Consider the following 16,145-nt stretch of genomic DNA (forward strand, 5'->3'; position numbering starts at 1 on the left):
TTGCCTAAAACTTTATTAGGAACTTCGCGCTAAAAACTTAATCTCACCATCACGACCACAGCAATGGTCTGGCCGTAATTCTTAGAGAGACACAGATAAATGAAAAAAAACACAATTATGCTGGCGTTGGCGCTGAGTTTCGGCGCGACGGCGTTGAGCCCTGTGAGTGTATTTGCCGCAGAGACCGCTTCTTCTTCCAGCCAGCAGTTGCCAAGCCTGGCACCGATGCTGGAAAAAGTGATGCCGTCCGTGGTGAGTATCAGCGTGGAAGGCACGACGACGGTTAAAACACCGCGCATGCCACAGCAGTTCCAGCAGTTCTTTGGTGATAATTCTCCGTTCTGTCAGGACGGTTCACCGTTCCAGAGTTCGCCAATGTGCCAAAATGGCGCGGGCGGCGGCGGCGGCGGCGGGGATGGCGGTGCTAACGCGCAGAAACAGCAGTTCCGTGCGCTCGGTTCCGGCGTGGTGATTAACGCGGATAAAGGCTATGTGGTGACCAACAACCACGTGGTGGATAACGCTACCAAAATTCAGGTTCAGCTCAGCGATGGCCGTCGTTACGACGCCAAAGTGATCGGTAAAGATCCGCAGTCAGATATCGCGCTGATTCAGCTGCAGGATGCGAAAAACCTCACCGCAATCAAAATTGCCGATTCTGACAACCTGCGCGTCGGTGATTACACCGTGGCGATCGGTAACCCGTATGGCCTCGGCGAAACCGTGACCTCGGGGATTGTTTCAGCGCTGGGCCGTAGCGGTCTAAACGTTGAAAACTATGAAAACTTCATCCAGACCGATGCGGCGATCAACCGGGGTAACTCCGGCGGCGCGCTGGTTAACCTTAACGGTGAGCTGATCGGGATTAACACCGCGATTCTGGCACCGGACGGCGGTAACATCGGTATCGGCTTTGCGATCCCAAGTTCAATGGTGAAAAACCTGACCGCGCAGATGGTTGAATACGGCCAGGTGAAACGCGGCGAGCTGGGCATTATGGGCACCGAGCTGAACTCCGAGCTGGCGAAAGCGATGAAAGTCGATGCGCAGCGCGGCGCCTTTGTTAGCCAGGTGCTGCCGAACTCCGCTGCGGCGAAAGCCGGCGTGAAAGCCGGCGACGTGGTGGTTTCAATGAACGGTAAAGCGCTAACCAGCTTCGCGGCGCTGCGTGCGGAAGTCGGCTCGCTGCCGGTCGGCACCAAGCTGCAGCTGGGTCTGCTGCGCGAAGGTAAACCGGTGAATGTCACGGTTGAACTGCAACAGAGCTCGCAGGATAAAGTGCAGTCCGCCACTATTTACACCGGCATTGAAGGTGCCGATCTCAGCAATATCGATACAAATGGCCAGAAAGGCGTGCGTGTCGATAGCGTGAAGCCGGGCAGCGCAGCGGCGCGTATCGGTCTGAAGAAAGGTGACGTGATTCTGGGCGTGAACCAGCAAGCCGTGGCTAACCTTGGCGAGCTGCGTAAAGTGCTTGATACTAAACCTTCGGTGCTGGCACTGAACGTACAGCGCGGTGACAGCAGCCTTTATCTGCTGATGCAGTAAGTTTCAGGTTGTTGAAACAGGCGAGCCTCGGCTCGCCTTTTTTGTGTCTGTGCAAATGTCCGGTACTGAATGTGACGCTTACCGCAAATCCCGCATAATCCCCACGGCTATGTGCAGTTGCACAATGTCAGCGCCGTAACGGATGCGTATTCTGTCTGTTCGTCCTTATCTCCGGAGTGTTTGATGGCCACCTATCATCTCGATGCGCGACTGGCTCAGGATATTGTTGCCCGTACCATGCAAATTATTGATAGCAATGTCAACGTGATGGATGCGCGTGGTCGCATCATCGGCAGTGGCGATCGTGAACGCATTGGCGAATTGCACGAAGGCGCGCTGCTGGTGCTGTCACAAGGCCGCGTGGTGGACATCGACGAAGCGGTGGCAAAACATCTGCACGGCGTACGTCCCGGCATCAATTTGCCGCTGCGTATTGATGGCGACATCGTCGGCGTGATCGGTTTGACCGGCCAGCCAGCAACGCTGCGTCACTATGGCGAGCTGGTGTGTATGACCGCTGAAATGATGCTGGAGCAGGCGCGTTTGCTGCATATGCTGGCGCAGGACAGCCGCTTGCGTGAAGAGCTGGTGCTGAATCTGGTGCGCAGTGAAACTTTATCGCCAGCGCTGAGCGAATGGGCGCAGCGGCTCGGCATCGATCTCAATCAACCGCGCGTGGTAGCGGTGGTGGAAGTGGACAGCGGCCAGCTTGGCGTTGATAGTGCCATGTCCGAGCTGCAGCAGTTGCAAACGCTGCTGACCACGCCGGAGCGTGACAACCTGATTGCGATTGTTTCACTCACCGAAATGGTGGTGCTGAAACCGGCACTGAATGCGCATGGCCGCTACGATCAGGACGATCATCGCCGCCGCGTGGATCAACTGCTGCAACGCATGAAAGAGAGCGGACAGGTGCGGATGCGTATCGCGCTCGGCAACTACTTTACCGGTCCCGGCAGCATCGCACGTTCGTACCGTACCGCGCGCACCACCATGATGGTGGGCAAACAGCGCATGCCGGAACAGCGCAGCTATTTTTATCAGGATCTGGTGCTGCCGGTGCTGCTCGACAGTTTACGCGGCGGCTGGCAGGCCAACGAACTGGCGCGCCCGCTGGCGAAGCTGAAAAGTATGGATAACAATGGCTTGCTGCGACGCACGTTGGTGGCGTGGTTCAGTCATAACGTACAACCGAGCGCTACGGCGCGCGCGCTGTTTATTCACCGCAACACGCTGGAGTATCGCCTCAATCGTATTTCCGAGCTTACCGGGCTCGATTTGGGCAACTTTGACGATCGTTTGCTGCTGTATGTGGCGCTCCAACTGGATGAGCAAAGCTAATGAGGAACCTGTGGATTACGCTGTTGTGGCTGTATAGCGCGCTAGGTGTGGCTAGCGATCCGGCTTTCCTCTCTATAAACGATCTTCAGCGGGTTAAGCAGCAGTTGGCACAACATCAAACTGCGCCGCCCACGCTCGATGCCTGGCATCAGTTAAAGCAGCAGGCGGATAACGCGCTGAAGCACCCCAATCCCAGTGTCACTGACAAAGGAATGCTGCCACCGAGCGGCTCGAAGCAGGATTATTTAAGCCTGAGCGCCTATTGGTGGCCGGATGCCAGCAGCGCCGACGGCTTGCCGTGGCAGCGTCGCGACGGTGTAGTGAATCCCGCCAGTAAGAATGATCAAAGTGATGGCGTGCGGCTGGCGCGCTTTACCGCTGATTTTCAAGCACTGACGCTGGCATGGTATTTCTCTGGCGATCAACGTTATGCCGATAAAGCGCTGGCGATGATGCGCCACTGGTTTATCGATCCCACCAGCCGCATGCATCCGAATCTAAACTTTGCGCAGGGTATTCCGGGCCGATCCGCAGGTCGCCATGATGGCGTGCTGGATGGACGCTACTTTGCCACGCGCGTGGTGGATGCGCTAACTTTGCTGCGTAATGCGCCGGGTTGGCAGCCAGCCGATCAGCAGGCGATGCAGTTATGGTTTAGCGAGTATCTGCACTGGCTGCGGCACAATCCGTTAGCGCTGCAAGAAGCGGCGGCGGCGAATAATCATGGCAGTTGGTACTGCACGCAGGTGGCGGGAATTGCGTGGTATCTGGGCGATCGTGAGACGGTTAAAGCGATGGTGGAATTGGCGCGCAGTAAAATTGCGCTGCAAATCCGTGCCGATGGCAGCCAGCCAGCAGAGTTAGCGCGCACACGCTCCTTCCATTACAGCTACTTCAATCTGCAGGCGCTGACGGCATTGGCGCACTTGGCCGGTAAAGCAGGATTGGGTGATTTGTGGCATAGCAGGCAACAGCAAAGCGGTTCGTTGCTGGATGCGCTGGACATGATGGCGCCGTACAGCGATGCCAGTAAAGTCTGGCCGTGGAAAAACCGCGATCGGGTGAGCCAACGCATCATTCCCTTGCTTTCAATGGCCGACAACAGTTTGCAGCAGCCGCGTTATCAGCAGTGGATCAGGCAGACGCATTGGAAAGATCAAAACAGCGGGGCGGTGATGCAGGCACAGCGCGATACCTGGCTGCTTTCGCTGCCTTATCAGCAGCCATAAAAAAGGCCAGCATTCGCTGGCCTTTTTTCAAATGCGAACCATTATTTATTGCGGGTCAGCTGATCGAGGTCTGATTCGATCTCGGCGATCTTGTTAGAAACCACGCTTTCCAGATGGCGCAGATCCGCCAGAATTTTACGCTTCAGATCCACTTCAACCTGGTCGCGCTGGCAAATCTGGTCCAGCTCATCGATCACGTAACGCAGGTTCGGGCTGATTTCCTGCACTTCTTTGTAACCCTGGCTGGTGTGATCGGCGACGACGGTTTTGCGCTGACGTGGGTATTTGAATTTCACGCTTTTCGCGAAGAATTCACCTTTGTCTTTGCGGAAGTAGATTTTAAGAATATCGTTGTTAGCTTCCTGACGCAGGCTGTAACGGTCGATGTCTTCAGGAGAGCTGATACCTAAGCTTTTCAGGTTGTCGTACATAGCGTTTATATTCCATCTAAGAGTGGGTGAGCGCGCAGGACTATCATCATCATTCGGGATGCAGCAGAAACGCGGCAACCGGAACGCTTACGGCATACTTAATCAACTGTAGACACAAAAACCGGGATGAAAAGTGCGCGACCGGAGTTAACTTGGCGCGGATTATGAACTGTTTGAAAAATAAACGCACGTGTTAATTCGCGGCGCGAAACAGGTAATTCAGGCTGGAGTGTAAACAAATAATTACGGGCCTGTAGCCAGGCCCGTCGGGAAGATTTACAGGCAGGAAAAGCTTAGTCGATGCTGCGCAGCAATTCGTTAATGCCTGTTTTGCTAAGGGTTTTAGCGTCAACTTTCTTCACGATCACCGCGCAATACAGGCTGTAGCTACCGTCTTTTGATGGCAGGTTGCCTGAAACCACTACCGAACCCGCCGGTACGCGGCCGTAATGCACTTCGCCGGTTTCGCGGTCAAAGATTTTGGTGCTCTGGCCGATGTAAACGCCCATTGAGATCACTGAACCTTCTTCAACAATCACGCCTTCAACGATTTCTGAGCGCGCGCCGATGAAGCAGTTATCTTCGATGATGGTTGGATTGGCCTGCAGCGGCTCCAGCACGCCACCGATGCCCACGCCGCCTGACAGGTGGACGTTTTTACCGATCTGCGCGCAAGAACCTACGGTCGCCCAGGTATCAACCATGGTGCCTTCATCAACGTAAGCGCCGATGTTGACGTAAGAAGGCATCAGCACGGTGTTACGCGCGATGAATGCGCCCTGACGCACAGCAGCCGGTGGCACTACGCGGAAACCAGCGTTTTTGAAACGTGCTTCATCCCAGCCCGCAAACTTCATTGGCACTTTGTCGTAGAAGCGGGTTTCAGAACCTTCCATGACCTGGTTGTCGTTGATGCGGAATGACAACAGCACCGCTTTCTTCAGCCACTGATGCGTTACCCACTCACCGTTGATCTTTTCAGACACGCGCAGTTCACCGCTATCCAGCAGGCCGATAACCTGGGTGATAGCATCGCGGGTCGCGCTGTCTACGCCAGATGGCGTGATGTCGGCGCGGCGCTCAAAGGCAGATTCGATAACGCTCTGTAACTGTTGCATATTTATTTCCTGATTCTGTCATAACGGATGTCCGTAAATTCGGACATGATTAATATGTCTACCCTAAATCATTCAAGCTGCAGGAAGGCGGCGACGCAGCGAGAGCCTGGGAGCATACATCAGTATGTGACCAGGTCGAGCGAGGAAAGCCAACGCCCCTGCGGTTTGAATGATGACGGGTAGATCACAGTTTATCGTTTGGATTAAGGGCCTCTGTCAACCTCTGTTGCAACACATTGCGCATTTCCACCCCAAGCGCACGCCGCTCACTATCGGCGAGGATGAAAAGATCTTCCACCCGTTCACCAATCGTACTGATGCGTGCGCCATGCAGCGACACGCCCAAATCGGCAAACACTTCACCCACGCGCGCCAGCAAGCCGGGCTGATCGAGCGCGACCAATTCCAGATAGCTGCGGCGGTCGGTGTGCGTCGGCAGGAAATTGACTTCGGTATCGACACTGAAATGCTTGAGGCGCGCGGACTGACGGCGCGTGCGCGGCGGCACCCATTCGTTTTGCGTGATGGCTTGTTCCAGCGCCTGAATGATCAGCGGATGGCGATCGGCGGCCAGCGGGCTGCCATCTGGCTCCAGCACAATAAAGGTGTCCATTGCCATGCCATCGCGGCTGGTAAAGATCTGCGCATCATGCACGCTGAGATTGCGGCGATCCAACTCGCCGGCCACCGCGGCAAACAGGTGCGGACGATCCGGGCTCCAGATAAAGATCTCGGTACCGCCGCGTGTGGCCTGCGGGCTGACCAGCACCAGCGGTTTGTTGAGATCGTGGTGAATCAAATGGCGCGCATGCCAGGCGAGCTGATTCGGCGTGTGGCGCAGGAAATAGTCGGCGCGGCAACGGCTCCAGATATGGTGCAAACGCTCTTCGTCGAGGTTTTCCATGCGCAGCAGCGCCAGTGCTTGCAAGCGATGATGACGTACGCGTTCGCGCAGATCCGGGCTGTTTTCCATGCCGCGGCGCAGCTGTTTTTCGGTGGCGAAGAACAGCTCGCGCAACAGGCTCTGCTTCCAGCTATTCCACAAGCTTTCATTGGTGGCGCAGATATCGGAAACCGTCAGGCACGCCAGATAGCGCAGACGGTTTTCGTTCTGCATCACTTCGGCGAACTGCTGAATGACAGTCGGATCCTGAATGTCGCGGCGCTGCGCAGTGACTGACATCAATAAATGATGGCGAACCAGCCAGGCAACCAGCTGGGTTTCGCGGGAGTTGAGGCCATGTAATTCGGCGAAGTCGAGCGCATCCTGCGCGCCGAGAATCGAGTGATCGCCGTTGCGGCCTTTGGCGATATCGTGCAGCAGCGCGGCCATCAGCAACAGTTCCGGTTGCGGCAGGCGCGGCCAGAGTTCAACGCACAGCGGATGCATCGGGCGCGTGGCTTCGTCGGCAAAACTTTCCAGCTTTTGCAGCACGCGAATGGTGTGCTCATCCACCGTGTAAGCGTGGAACAGATCGAACTGCATCTGGCCGACGATGTTGCCCCACAGCGGCGTATACGCCCACAACACGCTGTGACGATGCATCGGCACCAGCGCGCGCTTTACCGCACCCGGATGGCGCAGAATCGCCATAAAGGTTTCACGCGCTTCAGGAATCTGGCACAGCGGCTGTTTAAGATGGCGACGCGCATAGCGCAGCTGCCGCAGCGTGGTGGAGTAGATGCCTTTGATGTTTTCGTTACGCACCATCACGTAGAACATCCGCAGGATGGCTTGCGGCTCACGTTCAAACAGCGTGAGATCGCGCAGGTCGATCAGGTCACCGCGAATCTGGAAGTCGTCATCAATGTTGCGCGGCTTTTCGGTGGTCGACAGCGCCAGAATCGCTTCATCGAACAGCTGCAGCAGCATCTGATTGAGTTCGCCGATGCGGCGCGTGACGCGGTAGAAGTCCTTCATCATGCGCTCAACCGGCTCGTTGACTTCGCCCAGATAGTTGAGGCGCTGAGCGACGGTCAGCTGGCGATCGAACAGCAGGCGGTTGTCATAACGCGTCAGCGTTAAGTGCAGCGCAAAACGAATGCGCCACAAAAATTCCTGACACTCATTGATTTCATTGCGTTCCGCTTCGGTAATAAAGCCGAATCCGACCATTTCATCCATGGTGGTGGCGCCAAAGTGACGGCGCGCCACCCATTGCAGCGTGTGAATGTCGCGCAGGCCGCCGGGGCTGCTTTTGATATCCGGTTCGAGGTTATAACTGGTGCCGTGATAACGCTGGTGGCGCTCCTGCTGCTCTTCAATTTTGGCGGCGAAGAAGCGTGACGACGGCCAGAAGCCATCGCTGAAGATGTTCTTTTGCAGTTCGAGAAACAGCGCTACATCGCCGGTGAGCATGCGCGATTCGATCAGGTTGGTGGCGACCGTAAGATCGGATAAGCCTTCCAGCAGGCACTCTTCCAGCGTACGTACGCTGTGACCGACTTCCAGCTTCAAATCCCACATCAGCGTTAACAGCTCGCTGGTGCGCTGCGCGGCCGCGTCATCCAGCGGCTGGCGGCTGAGGATCAGAACATCAATATCGGAGAGCGGATGCAGTTCGCCGCGACCATAGCCGCCAACGGCAACCAGCGCGATCTCCTTCATCTGGTCGAAACCAAAGAAGCGCCACAGGCGACGCAATAAGCGGTCGATAAACAGCGTGCGCGCATCAATCAGGGATTCGATATCGGTGCCCGCATCAAATGCGATACCCAGATGCTGCTGGAATTGCTCGAGATACTGTTTGATCTTGTCGCGCGTCAGGGCGTCATCGGGCCAGCTGGCGGGGGAATCGGTCAGGCCTTTGTGTACTGCTTCGGTCACGCTACCACTCATCAACATGCCTCTTCATTACGCACATAAAAAAGGCCAGCTATAAGCCGGCCTGGTACTGTCAGCGAGATGATTACGCGACGTTTTCGAGCACCGCTGGAATGGTGTCGTCTTCACGCAGCGTCAGAATCTCACAGCCGTTTTCTGTCACCACAATAGTATGCTCATACTGCGCGGACAAGCTGCGATCTTTGGTTTTCACGGTCCAGCCATCCTTCATGGTGCGGATGCGGTAATCACCGGCATTGACCATTGGTTCGATGGTGAAGGTCATGCCCGCTTGCAACACCACGCCGCTGTCATCCGCGTCGTAATGCAGGACCTGCGGCTCTTCGTGGAAGCCTTTGCCGATGCCGTGACCGCAATATTCGCGCACCACGGAGAAATCTTGCGCTTCGACATACTGCTGAATCGCGCGGCCCAGCTCACGCAGACGAATACCTGGTTTCACCAAACGTAACGCGATATAGAGACTTTCCTGGGTAACGCGACACAGGCGCTCGCCCTGAATGGTCGCTTTACCGACGATGAACATTTTTGAGGTATCGCCGTGATACTCATCTTTGATCACCGTGACATCGACGTTCACCACGTCGCCATCCTTCAGCACGCGATCGTCGCTCGGAATACCGTGACATACCACTTCATTCACCGAAATACACACTGATTTCGGGAAGCCGTGATAGCCGAGGCAGGCAGAAATCGCCTGCTGCTTCTGCGTGATGTGTTCGTGGCAGAGACGATCCAGTTCACCGGTGGTGACGCCAGGCACCACGTGCGGTGCAATCATCTCCAGCACTTCAGCGGCAAGACGGCCCGCCACGCGCATTTTTTCGATTTCTTCAGGGGTTTTAATTGAAATAGCCATTAAATTAATCCGCAATCGTCGAAATTTTCGACAATAATGAGTTCTGTGGCAGTCATGTTAGCAGCCAGCAAAAGGGCTGCCAAATGGCGATTGTCTGCGCCTGCGGCGCTCAACTACTATTGGCGTATTCCTGCGCATTGTGGTATAAAGCGCGCCGACGATTCTCTGTCACCGACGTTTGGCTGGCAGGAAACGCATAAAACTCATTATGTGTACTAAAACACACATGTATCGACACATACGCCGGGGTGCCTTGAAAGAGGTCGGTCGTATGGGATACATGGAGGCCCAACCCCAAATCAAACTTTAGAGGTAATCATGGCAACTGTTTCAATGCGCGACATGCTCAAGGCTGGTGTTCACTTTGGTCACCAGACCCGTTACTGGAACCCGAAAATGAAGCCATTCATCTTCGGCGCACGTAACAAGGTTCACATCATCAACCTCGAGCAGACTGTGCCAATGTTCAACGACGCTCTGGCTGAGTTGAAAAAGATCTCTTCCCGTAAAGGTAAGATTCTGATCGTTGGTACTAAGCGCGCTGCTGCCGAAGCGGTAAAAGAGTCAGCTCTGAGCTGCGACCAGTTCTTCGTAAACCACCGCTGGTTGGGTGGCATGCTGACTAACTGGAAAACCGTTCGTCAGTCAATCAAACGCCTGAAAGATCTTGAGTCTCAGTCTCAGGACGGTACTTTCGACAAACTGACCAAGAAAGAAGCGCTGATGCGCACTCGCGAACTGGCCAAGCTGGAAAACAGCCTGGGCGGTATCAAAGATATGGGCGGTCTGCCGGATGCACTGTTCGTTGTTGACGCTGATCACGAGCACATCGCTATCAAAGAAGCAAACAACCTGGGTATCCCAGTATTTGCTATCGTTGATACCAACTCTGATCCAGACGGCGTTGACTTCGTTATCCCAGGTAACGACGATGCGATCCGTGCTGTAAGCCTGTACCTGACTGCCGTTGCCACTACCGTGCGCGAAGGCCGTTCACAGGATCTGGCTGAGCAGGCTGAAGAAGCTGCTGAAGCTTAATAAGGTTCGCTCTTTCTAAGAGCCCTTAGACATCAGATGTTATCTGTTAAGGGGGCCGTTCAGGCCCCTTTATTTTATCTAAGTCTGTCACGCTCACTGCAGAGCGAGCGGGGCAGAGTAAATTTTCCGCAACAAGTTTCTGACAGTGTGTGAGCACACAGAGACGAATCGAGGATTCTGGAATGGCTGATATTACCGCTGCATTGGTAAAAGAACTGCGTGAGCGTACTGGCGCAGGCATGATGGACTGCAAAAAAGCGCTGACCGAAGCGAACGGCGACATCGAGCTGGCGATTGAGAACATGCGCAAATCTGGCGCAATCAAAGCCGCTAAGAAAGCAGGCAACGTTGCTGCTGATGGCGTGATCAAAACCAAAATCGCTGACGGCTTCGCGGCGATCCTGGAAGTAAACTGCCAGACCGACTTCGTTGCTAAAGATGGCGGTTTCCTGGCGTTTGTTGAAAAGGTTCTGGATGCAGCTGTCGCTGGCAAAGTTACCGATGTGGAAGTTCTGAAAGCGCAGTTCGAAGAAGAACGCGTAGCGCTGGTTGCGAAAATCGGTGAGAACATCAACATCCGTCGTGTTGCTATCCTGGAAGGCGCTGAGCTGAACAGCTATCAGCATGGCGCACGTATCGGTGTGGTTGTTTCTACCACCGGTGCTGACGAAGAACTGAGCAAGCAAGTTGCTATGCACATCGCTGCAAGCAAGCCAGAATTCGTTAAGCCAGAAAACGTGTCTGCAGACGTGGTTGAGAAAGAGTACCAGGTTCAGCTGGACATCGCCATGCAGTCTGGCAAGCCAAAAGAAATCGCAGAGAAAATGGTTGAAGGCCGCATGAAGAAATTCACCGGCGAAGTTTCTCTGACCGGCCAGGCTTTCGTTATCGATCCAAGCAAAACCGTTGGCCAGGCGTTGAAAGAGAAAAACGCTGACGTCATCAACTTCATCCGCTTCGAAGTGGGTGAAGGCATTGAGAAAGTTGAAGCTGACTTCGCAGCAGAAGTTGCTGCAATGTCCAAACAGTCTTAATGGTCCGAAAGAACCGCCACAAGGCGGTTCTTTTTTGTCTGCGATTTAGTGCAGCACTTTCAGTCTCATCCCAATAGCTTTTCTCGCGGGCTTTACGGATGATCGACCAGATTTTACTTCTCCTTTTCATCATATCTTCCAGGAAGAACTGACCATGGCGACCAACGCAAAACCTGTATATCAACGTATCCTGCTAAAACTGAGTGGCGAAGCACTGCAAGGTGCCGAAGGTTTTGGCATCGACGCGAGCGTGCTTGACCGCATGGCGCAAGAGGTTAAAGAGCTGGTTGAATTGGGCATTCAGGTGGGTGTGGTTATTGGTGGCGGTAACCTGTTCCGCGGCGCAGGTCTGGCCCAGGCGGGCATGAACCGTGTGGTCGGCGACCATATGGGCATGCTGGCAACAGTAATGAATGGCCTGGCAATGCGTGATGCGCTGCACCGTGCGTATGTCAATGCGCGCCTGATGTCAGCGATTCCGCTGAACGGCGTGTGTGATAACTACAGCTGGGCAGAAGCGATCAGTCTGCTGCGCAATAACCGCGTCGTGATCTTCGCGGCCGGTACCGGCAACCCGTTCTTTACCACTGACTCTGCAGCTTGCCTGCGCGGCATCGAAATCGAAGCCGACGTGGTACTGAAAGCCACCAAAGTAGACGGCGTCTACTCTGAAGATCCGGTGAAAAACCCGGATGCCACGCTGTATGACCAACTGAGCTATGCAGAAGTGTTGGATAAAGAGCTCAAAGTGATGGATCTCGCCGCCTTTACGCTGGCGCGTGACCATAAACTGCCTATCCGCGTCTTCAACATGAACAAGCCAGGCGCATTGCGTCGCGTCGTGATGGGTGAAAAAGAAGGCACCCTGATTACGCATTAATACCCGACGCACGTTAAAATAAGGTATATTCTTTTGCCGCGATGCTCTGGCATCGCGCAGCAATTAGGATGATCGATGTTTATCGATACCGCTTCCGGTTAGCCCGGAAATGGCCAGGTCAACCGAATTCAAGGGTTTCAACGTGATTAACGACATTAAAAAAGATGCAGACACGCGCATGGAAAAATGTGTGGATGCATTTAAAAACAACATCAGCAAAATCCGCACCGGCCGTGCTTCGCCTTCACTGCTCGACGGCATTGTGGTTCCTTATTACGGTACACCTACGCCGCTGCGTCAGTTGGCTAGCGTGACGGTAGAGGATTCACGTACGTTGAAAATCAACGTATTTGATCGCTCGCTGAGCGCTGCTGTTGAGAAAGCGATTATGACGTCTGATTTGGGTCTGAACCCAAGCTCAGCCGGTAGCGATATTCGTGTACCGCTGCCAGCGCTGACCGAAGAGCGTCGTAAAGATCTGATCAAGATCGTACGTGGCGAAGCTGAGCAGGGCCGTGTATCTGTACGTAACGTCCGTCGTGACGCGAACGACAAGATCAAAGCGCTGCTGAAAGACAAAGAGATCAGCGAAGACGACGAACGTCGTACGCAGGATGAGATCCAGAAAATGACCGATGCGCACATCAAGAGTGTTGATGCGGCATTGGCCGATAAAGAAAAGGAACTGATGGACTTCTAATTCCATCAACTGCTTTTCAAAACGCCGTTCAGAGACGAGACGTGTTCGACTCTGGCGGCGTTTTACATTGTGTCCGGCGCTGTTGCGGACACCCTCCACGACTTCACAGGGATAGCATGATGAAGCGATTAACTCTGCTGGGTTCGACCGGCTCCATTGGTACCAGTACGCTGGCGGTGATTGCCGCAAATCCTGAACTTTATCAGGTGACCGCGCTGGTAGCCGGCCAGAATGTGGCGTTGATGGCCGAGCAATGCCTGCAATTCCAGCCGCGCTATGCTGCGATGTCCGACGAGAAATCTGCCCAAGCGCTGCGTGAGCGACTGAAAGCACTCAACGTTAATACCGAAGTGCTCTCCGGCGTTCAGGCTGCCTGCGAACTGGCCGCGCTGGATGATGTGGATCAGGTGATGGCGGCGATTGTTGGCGCCTCAGGTTTACAGCCTACCATGGCCGCCATTCGTGCCGGCAAAACCGTGCTGCTGGCCAACAAAGAATCGCTTGTCACATGCGGCCGTCTGTTTATGGAGGCGGTACGCCAACATCAGGTGCAATTGCTACCCGTCGATAGTGAGCACAACGCCATTTTTCAGAGTTTACCCGCTTCCATACAGCATCAGTTGGGGTACGCTGATCTACGGGGGAACGGCATCGAGTCGATTCTCCTTACGGGATCGGGTGGTCCTTTTCGTGACACGCCATTAGCCGATTTAGCCGGTATGTCGCCGGATCAGGCCTGTGCGCATCCGAACTGGTCAATGGGGCGTAAAATCTCCGTTGATTCGGCCACCATGATGAATAAAGGTCTTGAATACATTGAAGCCCGCTGGCTGTTTAATGCGACTGACGCGCAGATGGAGGTGATCCTGCATCCGCAGTCGGTTATCCATTCGATGGTGCGTTATTGCGACGGCAGTGTGCTGGCGCAACTGGGCTCTCCGGATATGCGGACGCCTATCGCGCACAGCATGGCATGGCCAGCACGTATCTCTGCGGGCGTAACGCCGCTCGACTTCACTCGCATGAAGTCGTTGACGTTTGCCGAGCCGGACTACGAGCGCTATCCCTGCCTGAAGCTTGCGATTGATGCCTGTGCCACAGGTCAGGCCGCGACGACCTCGCTGAACGCAGCGAATGAAGTGGCGGTGGCAGCTTTTCTGCAGCACCAGATTCGCTTTACCGATATCGCTGCCATCAACAGCGAAGTGCTGGCGTCCCTGAGCTGTCAGGAGCCGGGCAGCATTGACGAGGTGATGGAGATTGATCGGTTAGCGCGCGTGCGTGCCAATGAATTGTTGCCGCGCTTTCGTTTAGCAGGTTGATAGTTCCCGCTATTTGTTCGCTCTGGGTGAAAATGGTATAGTCGCTCGCTCGCGTTTCACAGCCCGACATTGTTTCGATGTCATCTGGCGTGTTTGCCGGAGTTTGCTGCAGGCGCAATGTATTCAGAAACCACAGCATTTCTGATGAAAGGAATTATTACGCGTTATGTCGTCCAACAATCACAACACAATCGATGACGAGTCGTACTGCACGCCACGTCACGTGGCCATCATTATGGATGGTAATGGTCGCTGGGCAAAAAATCAGGGCAAACTGCGTATTTCAGGCCACAAAGCCGGGGTAAAATCAGTACGCCGGGCTGTCAGCTTTGCGGTTAGCCATAAACTGGAAGCGCTCACGCTTTATGCGTTCAGCAGTGAAAACTGGAGCCGTCCGATTCAGGAAGTGACAGCATTAATGGAGTTGTTTGTCTGGGCGCTCGACAGCGAAGTCAAAAGCCTGCACAAGCACAATGTGCGTCTGCGCATTATTGGTGATATCAGTCGTTTCAATAACCGTATTCAGGAACGTATTCGCCGCGCCGAGGAACTGACTCAGCAAAATAATGGACTGACCCTTAACATTGCTGCCAACTATGGCGGCCGTTGGGATATTATCCAGGGTGCCAGAAAATTGGCCGAACAGGTTCAGGAAGGTTTACTGCGTCCTGACCAGATTACCGAAGAAAGCCTGGCTCCGTATCTGTGTATGCAGGAGCTGGCGCCAGTGGATTTAGTGATAAGGACCGGGGGAGAGCATCGGATTAGCAACTTCCTGCTGTGGCAAATCGCCTATGCTGAGTTTTGGTTTACCGATGTTCTTTGGCCTGATTTTGATGAAAACGTTTTTGAAGGTGCACTGAATGCATTCTCTACGCGGGAGCGACGCTATGGCGGTACTGCACCAGGCGGCGCCTAAGCAATTTGGGGGTAACCTTTGCTGAAGTCTCGTCTGATTACCGCGTTAATTTTGATTCCGCTGGTGATCGCTGCACTGTTCTGGTTACCCCTGTCCGGTTTTGCGATTATCACTATCATCATCTGCATGCTTGCCGCCTGGGAATGGGGGCAATTTGCCGGCATGAAAACGCGTCAGCAACGTATCTGGCTCGCCGTGCTATGCGGTCTGTTGCTGTCCGCGATGCTTTTTACTCTTGAACCCTATCAACGCAATCTGCACCAATTTCAGATGGAAGGCTCGCTCTGGGCATCGCTGGTGTGGTGGATTGCCGCGCTCATCTTAGTACTGTTCTATCCTGCCTCTGCTGCCTTGTGGCGTCATTCGCGTGCGCTGCGCCTGCTGTTTGGCCTGCTCACCTTGATTCCCTTCTTCTGGGGGATGATGGCGCTGCGTCAGTATCATTACGATACCGATCATTTCGCCGGCGCATGGTGGCTGCTGTTCGTGATGTTCCTCGTCTGGGGCGCAGATTCTGGTGCTTACATGTTTGGCCGTCTGTTTGGCAAACATAAGCTGGCTCCGAAAGTCTCTCCGGGTAAAACCTGGGAAGGTTTCTTCGGCGGCCTGTTGTCATCTGCCATCATCGCCTGGCTGTTTGCCCTGCTGGCACCGCTTTCGGTTGCGCCGGGCACGCTGATTATCTGCGCGGTGATTGCCACGCTGGCATCGGTATTGGGCGACCTGACAGAAAGTATGTTCAAGCGTGAAGCGGGCATTAAAGACAGCGGTAACTTGATTCCGGGGCACGGTGGTATTCTCGATCGTATTGATAGCCTGACTGCTGCGGTGCCGGTGTTTGCCTGCCTGCTGCTGTTGGTGTTCCGCACCCTCTGAGGATA

General features: G+C 54.5%; 14 protein-coding genes. 10 read left to right on the plus strand and 4 right to left on the minus strand.

What is annotated here, in order from left to right:
- Positions 1 to 99: 99 nt before the first annotated feature.
- The 3 genes from degP (at position 100) to NQH49_RS03875 (ending at position 4,118) form a co-directional block, all read left to right on the plus strand.
- The gene (gene degP / locus NQH49_RS03865; protein WP_256695658.1) at positions 100 to 1,548 is read left to right on the plus strand and encodes a serine endoprotease DegP; all 1,449 of its coding nucleotides are present in this window, start codon (positions 100 to 102) and stop codon (positions 1,546 to 1,548) included.
- 183 nt (positions 1,549 to 1,731) lie between these two features.
- On the plus strand, positions 1,732 to 2,889 hold the full coding sequence (locus NQH49_RS03870; RefSeq protein ID WP_061718082.1) for a CdaR family transcriptional regulator: 1,158 nt from the start codon (positions 1,732 to 1,734) through the stop codon (positions 2,887 to 2,889).
- Positions 2,889 to 4,118, plus strand: coding sequence for an alginate lyase family protein (locus NQH49_RS03875; protein ID WP_256695659.1), 1,230 nt, complete (start codon positions 2,889 to 2,891; stop codon positions 4,116 to 4,118). Before NQH49_RS03870 ends, NQH49_RS03875 begins: the two co-directional genes overlap by 1 nt.
- Positions 4,119 to 4,159: 41 nt before the next feature.
- On the opposite strand, the gene NQH49_RS03880 is transcribed toward NQH49_RS03875, so the two are convergent.
- The 4 genes from NQH49_RS03880 to map all read right to left on the minus strand — a co-directional run bounded on the left by NQH49_RS03880 (position 4,160) and on the right by map (position 9,371).
- Entirely contained in the window at positions 4,160 to 4,549 is a 390-nt protein-coding gene (locus NQH49_RS03880) for a DUF3461 family protein (protein WP_008108490.1), read from the minus strand.
- A 293-nt stretch (positions 4,550 to 4,842) separates the two neighbouring features.
- On the minus strand, positions 4,843 to 5,667 hold the full coding sequence (gene dapD, locus NQH49_RS03885; protein WP_256695661.1) for a 2,3,4,5-tetrahydropyridine-2,6-dicarboxylate N-succinyltransferase: 825 nt from the start codon (positions 5,665 to 5,667) through the stop codon (positions 4,843 to 4,845).
- A 184-nt stretch (positions 5,668 to 5,851) separates the two neighbouring features.
- Complete coding sequence (gene glnD / locus NQH49_RS03890; RefSeq protein ID WP_256698371.1) at positions 5,852 to 8,506, minus strand: bifunctional uridylyltransferase/uridylyl-removing protein GlnD; 2,655 nt, start codon at positions 8,504 to 8,506, stop codon at positions 5,852 to 5,854.
- Positions 8,507 to 8,576: 70 nt separating this feature from the next.
- Positions 8,577 to 9,371, minus strand: a complete 795-nt coding sequence (map, locus tag NQH49_RS03895) for a type I methionyl aminopeptidase (RefSeq protein ID WP_008108487.1) — start codon at positions 9,369 to 9,371, stop codon at positions 8,577 to 8,579.
- Between the two features lie 318 nt (positions 9,372 to 9,689).
- Between map and rpsB the strand changes: the two genes are divergently transcribed.
- The 7 genes from rpsB (at position 9,690) to cdsA (ending at position 16,140) form a co-directional block, all read left to right on the plus strand.
- Positions 9,690 to 10,409, plus strand: a complete 720-nt coding sequence (gene rpsB, locus NQH49_RS03900) for a 30S ribosomal protein S2 (RefSeq protein WP_007893898.1) — start codon at positions 9,690 to 9,692, stop codon at positions 10,407 to 10,409.
- A gap of 182 nt (positions 10,410 to 10,591) precedes the next feature.
- Positions 10,592 to 11,443 carry a translation elongation factor Ts gene (gene tsf, locus NQH49_RS03905; protein ID WP_256695662.1) on the plus strand — a complete coding sequence of 284 codons (852 nt, stop codon included), beginning with the start codon at positions 10,592 to 10,594 and terminating at the stop codon, positions 11,441 to 11,443.
- A gap of 154 nt (positions 11,444 to 11,597) precedes the next feature.
- Positions 11,598 to 12,323 (plus strand): UMP kinase, encoded by a 726-nt coding sequence (pyrH, locus tag NQH49_RS03910; protein WP_007893903.1) that lies wholly within the window; start codon positions 11,598 to 11,600, stop codon positions 12,321 to 12,323.
- A gap of 142 nt (positions 12,324 to 12,465) precedes the next feature.
- Positions 12,466 to 13,023 (plus strand): ribosome recycling factor, encoded by a 558-nt coding sequence (frr, locus tag NQH49_RS03915; RefSeq protein WP_036649587.1) that lies wholly within the window; start codon positions 12,466 to 12,468, stop codon positions 13,021 to 13,023.
- Positions 13,024 to 13,142: 119 nt separating this feature from the next.
- Complete coding sequence (gene ispC / locus NQH49_RS03920) at positions 13,143 to 14,345, plus strand: 1-deoxy-D-xylulose-5-phosphate reductoisomerase (RefSeq protein ID WP_196761366.1); 1,203 nt, start codon at positions 13,143 to 13,145, stop codon at positions 14,343 to 14,345.
- A 166-nt stretch (positions 14,346 to 14,511) separates the two neighbouring features.
- Positions 14,512 to 15,264 carry a (2E,6E)-farnesyl-diphosphate-specific ditrans,polycis-undecaprenyl-diphosphate synthase gene (gene ispU, locus NQH49_RS03925; protein ID WP_007893909.1) on the plus strand — a complete coding sequence of 251 codons (753 nt, stop codon included), beginning with the start codon at positions 14,512 to 14,514 and terminating at the stop codon, positions 15,262 to 15,264.
- Between the two features lie 18 nt (positions 15,265 to 15,282).
- Positions 15,283 to 16,140 (plus strand): phosphatidate cytidylyltransferase, encoded by an 858-nt coding sequence (gene cdsA, locus NQH49_RS03930; protein WP_154154075.1) that lies wholly within the window; start codon positions 15,283 to 15,285, stop codon positions 16,138 to 16,140.
- The last annotated feature ends 5 nt before the right edge of the window (positions 16,141 to 16,145 follow it).

The sequence above is a fragment of the Pantoea trifolii genome (genome assembly GCF_024506435.1).
In the GTDB taxonomy this organism is placed as follows: domain Bacteria; phylum Pseudomonadota; class Gammaproteobacteria; order Enterobacterales; family Enterobacteriaceae; genus Pantoea; species Pantoea trifolii.

What these genes read in the sequence shown, in the direction of transcription:
- NQH49_RS03870 (WP_061718082.1), top strand. Translation starts at nt 1,732, where the DNA reads ATGGCCACCTATCATCTCGATGCGCGACTGGCTCAGGATATTGTTGCC.
- ispU (WP_007893909.1), top strand. Translation starts at nt 14,512, where the DNA reads ATGTCGTCCAACAATCACAACACAATCGATGACGAGTCGTACTGCACG.
- degP (WP_256695658.1), top strand. Translation starts at nt 100, where the DNA reads ATGAAAAAAAACACAATTATGCTGGCGTTGGCGCTGAGTTTCGGCGCG.
- ispC (WP_196761366.1), top strand. Translation starts at nt 13,143, where the DNA reads ATGAAGCGATTAACTCTGCTGGGTTCGACCGGCTCCATTGGTACCAGT.
- pyrH (WP_007893903.1), top strand. Translation starts at nt 11,598, where the DNA reads ATGGCGACCAACGCAAAACCTGTATATCAACGTATCCTGCTAAAACTG.
- tsf (WP_256695662.1), top strand. Translation starts at nt 10,592, where the DNA reads ATGGCTGATATTACCGCTGCATTGGTAAAAGAACTGCGTGAGCGTACT.
- glnD (WP_256698371.1), bottom strand. Translation starts at nt 8,506, where the DNA reads ATGAGTGGTAGCGTGACCGAAGCAGTACACAAAGGCCTGACCGATTCC.
- dapD (WP_256695661.1), bottom strand. Translation starts at nt 5,667, where the DNA reads ATGCAACAGTTACAGAGCGTTATCGAATCTGCCTTTGAGCGCCGCGCC.
- rpsB (WP_007893898.1), top strand. Translation starts at nt 9,690, where the DNA reads ATGGCAACTGTTTCAATGCGCGACATGCTCAAGGCTGGTGTTCACTTT.
- NQH49_RS03880 (WP_008108490.1), bottom strand. Translation starts at nt 4,549, where the DNA reads ATGTACGACAACCTGAAAAGCTTAGGTATCAGCTCTCCTGAAGACATC.
- map (WP_008108487.1), bottom strand. Translation starts at nt 9,371, where the DNA reads ATGGCTATTTCAATTAAAACCCCTGAAGAAATCGAAAAAATGCGCGTG.
- NQH49_RS03875 (WP_256695659.1), top strand. Translation starts at nt 2,889, where the DNA reads ATGAGGAACCTGTGGATTACGCTGTTGTGGCTGTATAGCGCGCTAGGT.